This is a genomic window from Chryseobacterium contaminans, assembly GCF_001684955.1.
Lineage (GTDB): Bacteria > Bacteroidota > Bacteroidia > Flavobacteriales > Weeksellaceae > Chryseobacterium > Chryseobacterium contaminans.
This window is the reverse complement of record NZ_MAYF01000345.1, coordinates 13,437-24,524: the sequence shown is the minus strand read 5'-3', so window position 1 is coordinate 24,524 and position 11,088 is coordinate 13,437. Positions and strand designations below refer to the sequence as shown.

10 protein-coding genes are annotated in these 11,088 nt (G+C 35.7%); 3 read left to right on the top strand and 7 right to left on the bottom strand.

Annotation, left to right across the window (positions count from 1 at the left end; genetic code table 11):
- Positions 1-465: 465 nt before the first annotated feature.
- The 3 genes from BBH99_RS19765 to BBH99_RS19755 all read right to left on the bottom strand — a co-directional run bounded on the left by BBH99_RS19765 (position 466) and on the right by BBH99_RS19755 (position 3,852).
- A complete protein-coding gene (locus tag BBH99_RS19765; protein ID WP_066699844.1) occupies positions 466-2,235 on the bottom strand; it encodes a fibrobacter succinogenes major paralogous domain-containing protein in 1,770 nt (589 codons plus the stop codon).
- Positions 2,236-2,460: 225 nt separating this feature from the next.
- Positions 2,461-3,027 (bottom strand): hypothetical protein, encoded by a 567-nt coding sequence (locus tag BBH99_RS19760; RefSeq protein WP_066699841.1) that lies wholly within the window; start codon positions 3,025-3,027, stop codon positions 2,461-2,463.
- A 186-nt stretch (positions 3,028-3,213) separates the two neighbouring features.
- Positions 3,214-3,852, bottom strand: coding sequence for a 4'-phosphopantetheinyl transferase family protein (locus BBH99_RS19755; RefSeq protein ID WP_066699839.1), 639 nt, complete (start codon positions 3,850-3,852; stop codon positions 3,214-3,216).
- Between the two features lie 246 nt (positions 3,853-4,098).
- Between BBH99_RS19755 and BBH99_RS19750 the strand changes: the two genes are divergently transcribed.
- On the top strand, positions 4,099-4,602 hold the full coding sequence (locus BBH99_RS19750; RefSeq protein WP_066699837.1) for a superoxide dismutase family protein: 504 nt from the start codon (positions 4,099-4,101) through the stop codon (positions 4,600-4,602).
- A 55-nt stretch (positions 4,603-4,657) separates the two neighbouring features.
- Here the strand turns inward: BBH99_RS19750 and BBH99_RS19745 are convergent, their stop codons facing one another.
- The gene (locus BBH99_RS19745) at positions 4,658-6,787 is read right to left on the bottom strand and encodes a carboxy terminal-processing peptidase (RefSeq protein ID WP_066699835.1); all 2,130 of its coding nucleotides are present in this window, start codon (positions 6,785-6,787) and stop codon (positions 4,658-4,660) included.
- Between the two features lie 338 nt (positions 6,788-7,125).
- Between BBH99_RS19745 and BBH99_RS19740 the strand changes: the two genes are divergently transcribed.
- Together BBH99_RS19740 and surE are read left to right on the top strand one after the other, a co-directional pair.
- Positions 7,126-7,296 carry a lmo0937 family membrane protein gene (locus BBH99_RS19740; RefSeq protein ID WP_123873228.1) on the top strand — a complete coding sequence of 57 codons (171 nt, stop codon included), beginning with the start codon at positions 7,126-7,128 and terminating at the stop codon, positions 7,294-7,296.
- Between the two features lie 315 nt (positions 7,297-7,611).
- A complete protein-coding gene (gene surE / locus BBH99_RS19735) occupies positions 7,612-8,400 on the top strand; it encodes a 5'/3'-nucleotidase SurE (RefSeq protein WP_066699831.1) in 789 nt (262 codons plus the stop codon).
- A 236-nt stretch (positions 8,401-8,636) separates the two neighbouring features.
- Here the strand turns inward: surE and BBH99_RS19730 are convergent, their stop codons facing one another.
- Genes BBH99_RS19730 through BBH99_RS19720 form a run of 3 tightly spaced genes read right to left on the bottom strand, consistent with a single transcriptional unit; the run spans position 8,637 to position 11,037 of the window.
- Positions 8,637-10,040 carry a radical SAM protein gene (locus tag BBH99_RS19730; protein ID WP_066699829.1) on the bottom strand — a complete coding sequence of 468 codons (1,404 nt, stop codon included), beginning with the start codon at positions 10,038-10,040 and terminating at the stop codon, positions 8,637-8,639.
- Positions 10,041-10,058: 18 nt separating this feature from the next.
- Positions 10,059-10,286, bottom strand: coding sequence for a hypothetical protein (locus BBH99_RS19725; RefSeq protein ID WP_066699826.1), 228 nt, complete (start codon positions 10,284-10,286; stop codon positions 10,059-10,061).
- A 10-nt stretch (positions 10,287-10,296) separates the two neighbouring features.
- The gene (locus BBH99_RS19720; protein WP_066699824.1) at positions 10,297-11,037 is read right to left on the bottom strand and encodes a prolipoprotein diacylglyceryl transferase; all 741 of its coding nucleotides are present in this window, start codon (positions 11,035-11,037) and stop codon (positions 10,297-10,299) included.
- Positions 11,038-11,088 lie beyond the last annotated feature (51 nt).

The window sequence follows — 11,088 nt, the reverse complement described above, 5'->3', positions numbered from 1 at the left end:
AGCAATATATCCCGAAGGACGTTAGGTTAGGTTTAGGTACATTTTCTATTCACTCCATGCCTTAGAATTTTTCTGAATACATGTTTTAGGATATCACAAAGCAACAGCCACCCTTTAGATTTTACAAAAGAGAATAACCGGAGCCTGTTTTATAACAAGCTTTGCATATAAGAGTGAATATTTAGGATTAAGTGAGTATAGACTGTTTTTCCAACAGCATGATTGAGTCAAAAAAAAGAAACTGATGATATTTAGCCGATCAGATCAATGTTTTAAATCAATATTATTTTTAACAGTATCTAAACTCATTAAGAATGAGATGTTTTTATCTATTAAGTGCGCTTTTTTATTCAAAAATAATATTTTAAGAAGATGTTTTTTTACTGTAAATGGTTATTTAATAATTATTTAATAGCAACCAACAGAATGCTGGTCGCTATTAAATAATGGTATTTCAATGATTTTTTACTCTTTTATACAACGTACAGATATACCTTGTGCTTTGCTCGCTCCAAATGTTGCTGAAGGAGAGCCAAATTGTCCAATTTGCAATGCAAATGCTGATGGGCTGGATAGTGATCCTGCTGTACTGCTCCAATAAAGTCCGGAAGTTCCGGTTGTAACAGGTGATATATCTCCTGATGTAGAAACTCGTGTTCCTGCTGCTGTCAATCCTAATTTACTTGCAGCAGCACCAGTAATTCCATTGCTGATACCAGCTGAACTTAAATAAGATTGAATTTGAGATTGTGATGGAACTTTAAATCCAATAGGACAAGGGTTATTGGTTGATGTACTATTTTGCCATAGCGTTGTACTTGTACCCGCATCTGTTCTCCAGTCTCCACCAGCTGTAATAAATAATGGATTGGAAGGAATATCTGTTCTAACATTAGTTGTACCATACACTCCTGCCCCTGCATTAGATGCTGTCCATTTGATCAGATCGTGACCATCTGGTCTTCTTCCCCATTGGAACAATGAGCCATAAGCATGGAAATCAGTTGCTGATGTTGGTCTTGTTCCTAAATTAAAATTAGGATCATTCACGTTAGTATAATCTGCCCCTAGATTATGATTCAGCCATACATTATTATCCTCCGCTTGAATTGGGAGGTAAAGGAAGTTATGAGTGAAGCTTCCCTGAGCATCAGGTTCATTAAACATTCTATCCGGAATAGCAGCGATGATACGAACTTCATATCCTTTTTGCGCTCCTTGATTAGGCATAAGGAATCTTCCTAGCAATACTCCAAGATAATCATTTCCGATTCCGGCATTCACATCCAATTTACGAGCGTTCAATGTACCACCTTCAGCTTTAAGTGTTGCTGTAATTGATTTAGTTGTAGCATTATATGATTGAGAGTTCCATGAAAGAGTAATGTTTCTTGAAATTCCATCTTCTGTAAGGTTGGCAGGAACATTAATGGTTTGACTATATGCACCCACAGTTCCGTTTCCGGTAGCGGTTGCAGGAATATAAACAGTAAGACCTGAGGTAGGAATTACTCCCTGAAGATCGACCAGTGTGTCAGGAGTTCCATCAGCAGCAACAGGTCTTGCTGTAGTAGCAGGGCCAGTAGGAGCTGTAAATGGAGAATAATCCTGATCATAAATAGATGCTATAAAATACCTTCCTTCTAATGTTATGTTGGATGGGATTATTGGTGTTCCTGGATTTACTGCAAGAGTGAGATTAGAACAGGTGCTACCATTTATAGTGACATTAAATGTTGCACTTCCTGAACTTATAGGAAACCCGTTTACTGCTAATTGCAAAGTTCCATTTCCAACAGCAAAAGTACCAGGAGTTAGTGTAGCAGTCAGTCCATTGGCCTGAAAAGTTTGTCCTGTGTAAGCACTTCCGTCCCCATTAGTATAAGGAATAGTCAAAGTTCCTGTATATGCTAAGCCTTGTGTTGCCGGGCTAGGAGCAAACGTAGCGGCGCCACAATTTAAAGCAAAGGCGGGATTATCTTTCCAAAAACACTGTGACCAAGCTCCTGCCTGAAAAGCCTTTACACATTGCTCTGACACATCGTAGATCAACATTCCGTTTACCGGATTATTAATCACTCCTGTATTTGGAATTCTGTTCAGTAATAAACTCTTATTGGTAGATCCCAGTTCAAGATCTGCACTTAGATTAGGATTGGGCTGATTAATCCCAACCTGAGCAAGTGAAAAAGAGCTAATACTTATGTAAATAGGTAAGAATAACTTTTTTTTCATGTTGAATTTTTGTTGTGGTTTAATAAAATTTGTCTATATAAATATCTTGCATTGAAAGTGCAATGAAAATAAGGAATAGCAAATTCCAGTAAACAGATTCTGAAATATCTGTATAGAGGCAATAGAAGCATTCTGCATAATACTTAGGGTATTGACAGATGCATATTGAAGTCTTTAAAGATATCACAAGGATTTGAAGCTGGTCACCGGAAAATATCTATTACATTATTTAGAAGCAACAGAGCAGGTATTTCCTGCAATATTTGTGTTAAATGTAATATTTCCGGTTCTGTCTGGAGTTCCTGTAACAGAATACTGCAAAGTTCCGTTTCCTAAAGCAAAGTTTCCTACAGGCAAAATAGCAGTTAATCCATTGGCCTGAATAGATTGTGCTCCATAACTTCCTCCATTCCCACCTGTATAAGGGATTGTTAAAGTCCCTTTAAACGGCTGGCCGGCAACCGGATTGGGAGAGATAGTAGCAGAGTTGCATAATAACGAAACTGAACTCATTAATGTCTTCTTTCCGCTGAGCCCTTTCCCCAGGCATTTAGACCATTTACCATTCTGATATGCTTTTACACATTCTTCAGATTGATCATAAATCATCATCCCGTTAACCGGATTAGCAACAGAAGCGGTAGTGGGAACTCTGTTTAAAAGTAATGTTTTGTTATTAGAACCCAATTCAAGGTCTGAACTGAGATTGGGATTGTCTGTTTTGATTCCTACCTGCGCAAAGGAAAGCACGCTAAAACTGAAGGTAATCATCAGTAATATTTTTTTCTTCATTTGTATTAAATCTTAGTGTTTAAATAATTTTTTTCTCCGAGTAAAGATATATGTTAAAAATGAATTTTCAAAAAAAAAACACTAAAATGTGTAAATTTTATCACCAAACAATGATTTTATAGTTGAATTTAAACAACTGAAAACCACACAAATAAAAGGATTTAAGAGATATAAAAAACAATTAACTCAAATTTTCAGACGCATTAAAAAAGGTATCACATTTTTAATATTCTCATTGTCAGAAGCTATGCAAGTCTGATAATTTTCATCAATAAAAATTTTCTTTGTAAAGAATTTTTTACATTCAATTTTACATTCATCATTTACAATTTCAAAAGAATCCAGAGGAATCATCATTCCTCCCCCATGAGCTTTCATCACCGACTCTTTTTGAGTCCAATACAAGAAAAATTCCCCAATTTGATCCTCTGAGTGATGAATTTTATCAAATTCCTGTTCTGTCATCTGAAACTGAAAGTCCAGATAATTGATTTTATGATCTATAAATTCAACATCAATTCCAATCGGAAATTCTGCAATAGCACACGCCACAAGCTCTTTAGAATGAGAAATATTAAAATGAAGATAATGGTCTTTTAAATAAGGCTTATTATCAGTATGTCTCATAATCTGCACTTCATCAATATTATAATGAGACTTTAACCCAGAATATAAAAGCACTCTCCCCAGCAAGGAAAGCTGAGCATCCTGCCACCTTCTGTACTTCAAAACATCCTGCTGAAAGTCTTTCGGAAAAGTCTTTAAATATTGATCTAAAAGATACTGGTGCTTGTCTTCACGAATAAAAGTATATAGAATAACCATTCCTGATGCTCTTCAAATGTGTTATATGATTAATATGGTCCCTTGTCTCAAAAAAATAAAAATAAGCAATTTCATCAGTCTTTTTCAATCTAAATGATAAGGAGTTAACCCTCCACATCCTGAGGTAAAACAGTATAAAATTAAAACACCAGATCAAATATTCTTTCAGAAAAAGACTGCAATCATAAAGTGTTCTGGAAAATCTTTTATAAATTTAGCCTAAATATTACTATAAATCATTTAAAAATGAAAGTACAAACATTAGCATTATTGGCAGGATTTGCATTTTTGGCAGTTTCGTGCGGAACTACAAAAACGTACGCCGTAAATGCCAAAAGCGGAACCCAAACAGGGGGAACAGCAAAGTTTACCCAACAGGGAAATGATGTCATCATGAAACTGAATGTAACGAACCTTACTCCTGGTATCCATGCAGTACACATTCATGAAAAAGGAGACTGCTCTGCAGCAGACGGAACCTCCACAGGCGGACACTGGAACCCATCTAAGAACGATCACGGAAAATGGGGGGCTGAACACTTCCACATGGGAGATATAGGAAATTTGGTGGCTGATCAGAACGGAACGGCTGTTTTAACCTTTAAGACTGATAAATGGTGTTTAGGTTGTACTGATGAATCTAAAAATATCATCGGAAAAGGTCTTATTGTACATGCGGCAGCAGACGATTTTCATACTCAGCCTACCGGAAATGCCGGCGGACGAGTGGGATGTGTAGAAATTAAGTAATTCTTCATTTACACAATAAAAAAACCGATAATTTTCATTATCGGTTTTTTTATGTTTATGATTTAACACCCATATCTGATACAATATTCATTGCTTCCTGCAGGTAAAGATCCTTTTTCAGATTCTTGATCCACATTTCAGATTTCTTTTTGAAAGCTTCATCTTTTTTCTCTCTTTCAATTTCACTTGGATACATGATAAACTGTAATCCGTTCTCAAATTTAGTCAGTACTTTGAATTTTTCGATCTGAGATTTTCTATGCTTCATTACTTCATTAAATTTATTGATGTTCAGAGTAATGGTTTCTTCTTTATCCAGTTTTTCTCTCCATTGAGCTGATTCTAACAGCAGCTGGTAGTTTTTATTCTTAGCCATTCTGTCTGCACTTGCTTTCTCAAGAGCCTGAATGTTAAAGTAGTTCAGTTTCTCGAATTTAGTAGCCGGAATTTTATCCCAAGCCAGGGCAAAATCGTCATAACGCTCTCCCACTTCCGCATAAGTAAAGAAATCTTTCATCTGAATATCTGAAACAATTCCTTTTCTCTGAGTAGACTCTCCTGTAATTCTATAGAACTTCTGAATCGTCAGTTTTAAAGATCCGAAATCATCCTCAGTATTCAGGAATCTGTTTAGGTCAACAAAAGTCTGAACGGTTCCTTTTCCAAAAGACTGTGGAGATCCAATTACCATTGCTCTTCCATAGTCCTGCATTACACCCGCTAAAATCTCCGAAGCTGATGCAGAAAGCTCGTTCTGCATAATAACAAGCGGACCTGTCCAGATTGGAGTCTCATATTTGTTCTTTAAAGTCTGAATTTTTCCATTTCCGTCCTTCACCTGTACATAAGGCCCGGCATCCATGAAAAGCCCCATAATATCGCCTACTTCCGTTAGCGATCCACCTCCATTGTTTCTAAGATCAAGGATAATTCCTTCAATATTCTGACCTTTAAGCTTAACAATCTCATTTTTGATGTCATCAGAAGCATTTCTGCCTTTTGAATTTTCAAAATCAGCGTTAAAGCTCGGAAGGTTGATAAATCCATATTTCTTACCATTCGGAGCATTTACAACAATACTTCTTGCGAAAGTATCTTCAATAGCAACCTCTTCACGAATCATGGTTACATCTTTAATTGTTCCGTCTTTTTTCTGAACGGTTAAAGTAACCGGAGTTCCTTTTTCTCCTCTGATTAATCTTACGGCTTCATCAGAAAGCATTCCTACCACATTTACAGCATCATCTTTCGGTTTAGATTTTACTTTCAGGATCTTATCTCCCTCAGAAAGCTGCTTGGATTTCCATGCCGGAGCACCAATAGTAAGAGCACCAAGATAAAGGTTTCCTTTTTTCTCCTGGATCAATGCTCCGATACCAATCACTTTTCCGGTAAACTGAGTATCAAAGTCTTCCTTATCCTTTGGAGAATAATAGTTGGTATGCGGATCGAATACTTCGGTATAAGCATTCATATACACGGTGAACCAATCCATTTTCTTTCTTTTTTTGAATCTGGTAAAGGTCTCTTTTACAAGATCTTTCACCTCATCTGTAGCTTTTTTGATCTTCTCATCCTGAGTAAGAACTTTAAGCTTGATGGTATCCTTTAATTTGTATTTCTGAACAGAATCTTTCTTCTCTTTCTGAGCCTCTTCTTTACTGTTCATCGATTCAACTTCCTGAAGGATATTGTATTTGATGAATTTTTTCCATTCATTATACTGCTCCTGCTTGTTGGCAGGTACTTTTTTAAGCTTTGGCTCCAGGGTAAGTGTTTCTTCTTCCTGAAGGTTAATAGGCTTACTGAAAATGTCCTGAGTAATCTTATCGATCTCATCTACTCTTTGGTAAAGCCTGTCGATCGTAAGTTTATAGAAGCTGAGATCTCCCTGGTTGATATAATCGTCAAGCTTTGTTTCATGCTTGCTGAATTCATCCATATCAGACTGAAGGAAATATCTTTTGGCAGGATCAACTAATTCAAAATAGTGTTTATAAACATCTTTTGAATAGGCATCATTGATAGGCTTCGGACTATAATGCAGGTAAGAAAGAGTGTTTTTTACGCTCACCATTATTGTCTGCATCTTTTCATCATCGTTCTTCGGCGAGTTGAAGCAAAACATTAGACTGGTTAATGGAATCAGTAGTAAAAATTTATTCAGTTTGAAATTTTTCCACATAAACTGTCTTTATTTATTAAATTTTTGAAAAATAAGTATTGTAATAAGTAGCAATAATTTGCAGACTGTTACAAACGATCAAATTTAATACCTTATTTACAAATATCAGGCAGTTTTAAGAATTTTTATTCAATAAGATCATTATAATTTATCTTGTGAACTCTCCCCCTATCACAAAATACAGAATGAATAATGACCTATTTCTTTCATCCTGGGAAAAAATATTTATGAAAAAGGCTTCTTAAAAATTCATAAAGAGATACCACAAAAGGTAATTTTAGTTCACAAAGGCACAGAATATGCTGATATTTAAGCAAATCACTTTAAAAAATATTATTATGAGAAACTTATTATGGTTAATTGCAGTCATATGTATCGTTGTATGGCTTTTAGGAATGCTGGGAATTGTCCCGGGGATCAGTACAGGGTATTTAATACATGTTTTATTGGTTATCGCCATTATTGTTATCCTTTATAACATTATTACAGGGAGAAAACCGCTGGAATAAGTAATACAATGATGGATGATAAGTGATGGAAAGACCTATTTTCCAATTTCAATGGTTATTACTATTTGGAAGGTGAAGACCTTATGCTAAAATTCAATATTTTCTTTCCTCTGGAAAACTTTCCATTTCCTGCATCCAACGTTCTTTCCTTCTAAAATACAGACCGTTTATTGCTGAAATTAAATCAATAAATGATAAGCCTGCTGTTTTATTGCGTCTTATTTTTAACTACATTTGATGTGTTGAAAAATTCTTTTTGTTCAATTCTCAAATGAACAGATTGCCCTGCATTTGTATAAAAAATTAAGATAATATATGGAAAGACCGCTTATTCTGGTTACTAATGATGATGGAATTACAGCTCCCGGTATCAGAAATCTGATCAATTTTATGAACGAAATCGGAGAAGTAGTGGTGGTAGCCCCTAACTCTCCTCAAAGTGGTAAAGGCCACGCTATTACTATTAACTCTACGCTAAGCTACGAAGAAGTTACCCTTGATGGCCCGCAAACAGATTATTCCTGTAGCGGAACTCCGGTAGACTGTGTAAAAATGGCTCTTGATAAAATTCTGAAAAGAAGACCTGATATTGTGGTTTCCGGGATTAATCATGGAGCTAATTCATCCATTAATGTAATTTATTCAGGAACAATGTCTGCTGCTGTAGAAGCAGGTGTAGAAGGAATTCCTGCGATTGGGTTCTCTTTGCTGGATTTTAGTTGGGAAGCAGATTTTACCCAGGCTAAAGAGTTTATTCAGAATATTGTAAGAAGAACACTTGAAAATCCAATGCCGAAAGGAATTGTTCTGAATGTGAACATCCCCAAACTTCCTGCATCAGAAATAAAAGGAATAAAAGTTTGCAAACAAGCCCATGCAAAATGGGAAGAAAGCTTCGATGAAAGAGTAAATCCACATGGGAAAAAGTATTACTGGCTGACAGGGTACTTCAACAATATGGATGATTCTGAAGATGCTGATGAAACAGCTTTAGCTAACGGATATATCTCAATTGTACCTGTAAAGTTCGATCTTACAGCCTACGAGTATATGAAAACATTAGAAGAAGTAATGGCTTTTGATGCCGTGAAGGAATCTAAATAATACTGTTATTTAAAGATAGAAAAAGCGTGAAATTTAATGATTTCACGCTTTTGTTTTTTATCTCGCATTATGCAGATAACGCAGATTTATTTAGCTATGCCCATAACTTATACGCAATAATCCGTGAAAATCAGTGTCATCTGCGGGAAAAAAATTCTTTGATGAACCACAGATTTTCCAGATCAACACAGATGATTATGCTTAAAATTAGCTAGAAATACTAATTTATTTCTGTGTTAAAATAATACCTTATCTTCTTTTCTAAGTTCCTCTAAATAGCTTTTCTTGTCATCACGGTAGAAAAGGTTCATAGTTTCAAACGGAATTAATTTCAGGTCTTTATTAACGATATGAACACAGGACTTTTTCACTGCCCTTACATCAAAATCATGGGCATCCATAAAGTTCATAATAATAATTCTGAACAGGTTATCGTAGTCCAGATTCGGGGCAGATACTTCCGGCAGACAGCAAAGTAACTGGTTCACTTTAGGTTTTACCTTATCTACGGAAATACCGGTACTGAAGATATCCAGCAATTGCATATGAAGCCCTGTATCCTGTTCGTAAACGATGGTATTTTTGGATTCATTATTCAAAAGATCAGCAGGATTGATATATCGGGTTAAAGGAATAACCTCTCCCTGAAGTTTTAAAATATATCCCATTGCTAAAGCATCCGGATTACAAGGAACCGGAATAATATCATCTGAATTTAAGAGTGGAAACTGATTTAAAATTTCCTGTCTTACTTCTGTTAAAGTAATTTTTTCATGAGCAGAATCTTCCCTGTTTCTTCCTGCGATTTCTACCGGCTGGAAGGTAATTCCTCTTACACATCTCTGCTTCAGAGCAAACTCAATGATCTTCCCAATTTCATCAATGTTTTTATCTTTCTGAAGAACAATCACCAATGTGGTAGAAAGATTCAGTTCATTCAGTTTTTCCAAAGCTTTCATCCTAACAGAAGTAAGATCTTTTCCTCTGAAATCTTCCAGAACTTCAGGTTTAAAAGAATCAAACTGAAGATACACTTCAAATTCAGGAGCATAAGTAGCCAGTTTTTCTGCAAAACCAGGGTCATTGGCAATTCTTATCCCGTTGGTATTCAGCATCAAATGTTTAATGGGTTTTGACTTGGCAATATCCATAATTTTGAAAAACTCAGGATGGATGGTAGGTTCTCCGCCACTGATCTGAACCACATCCGGTTCGCCTTCATTTTTAACAATCACATCAAACATGGCTTCAATTTCCTCCAAACTTCTATGGCTTCCATAATGCGGAGAAGACATGGCATAACAGGTTGGGCAGGTAAGGTTACAACGATCCGTAACTTCTACTATGGAAAGGCAGCTATGCTGCTCATGATCTACACAAAGCCCACAGTCATAAGGACATCCGTACTCTACATCTGTTCCGAAATGAAGAGGCATTTCCGAAGCTTTGTTATAGTTTCTTATATTCTTGTAATAATGAACATCAGAAGCAATTTTTGTTTTGAAAAAGCCATGATCCGGACATCTTTTGGTCATGAAAACGGCTTCATCTTCTATGATAATCTTCGCTCCTACTCTTTTCAGACATTCCGGGCAAAGACTGATTGTATAATCGTAATAAGTATAGTTTCTTACTGGCATAATTAATTTTTAAAATGCTTATCCACAGATATATCCGCTGATGAGCCCACAGACCAATAAACAAATAACAAAAGTCTGTATAAACTGTTTTCTGCTGAATTTTCTGTTATCCTTGCTTTCATAAATCAGCTTCACAATAAATGTAACAATGACAGAAAAAAACAGGGCGCCCAGGATTATCATACCAATAATAATGATCACCAGGCCGGTAAGATCACCAACTTCTAAAAGTGTTAAAGGTTTCATCTTGAATATTTTAATGGGTAGTTTGAGTTTTTTTAATACTATAAATGTAGTAAATTATTACACAAATACATACTATTTGAATCGTTCCAAGGTTTCCTGCAATTTCCACCCTCGGTTTAATAAAGTCTAGAAAGAATCTGAATGTAAAATAACTGAGCATAAAGATCTGAAAAAGAAAACCTGACGGATATTTCTTTTGTCTCTGAATAAACTTCAAAACTAACCAAAGCATAATCAGAAAGCCTATCTCATACAAGGCAACAGGATGTCTTAGAAATTGATCTCCCAAATGCATTCCAAAAACAGAATCTGTGGGAATACCATAGGTTTCTTCATGAATTCCTGTAAGAAAACACCCTATTCTTCCGATAATAATTGCCAACATCAAAGGAAAAACAATTAAATCTCCTGTGCTTTCTTTGTGATTAACTGCTTTTTTAGCAAGTTCCACGCCCAACAATCCAAAGGCCAGTCCTCCCACAATAGTATTGCTGGACCAAAATTTCTGGAAACTGAAGTTTTCAAATATTGTATAAGGATTTTCCAGATTTCCAATGAGTTTTGAACCCAATAATGCTCCAGCCGTTGCCCCTATCAAAACAGCTGCGGAAGTATTGAACGTTAGTTTCTCCGTTGATTTTCTTTTAAGATAAAAATAATACCGCATGCCAAGAAACATTCCAACTGCTTCAAAAAGAGGATGCGCAAGAATAGTTTGGCCGAAAATATGAAAGGTTACAGGAAAATCCATTGCTTCAAAAATAATCCTTTTCAGATTATTTACTACCTTTATTCTGACAAA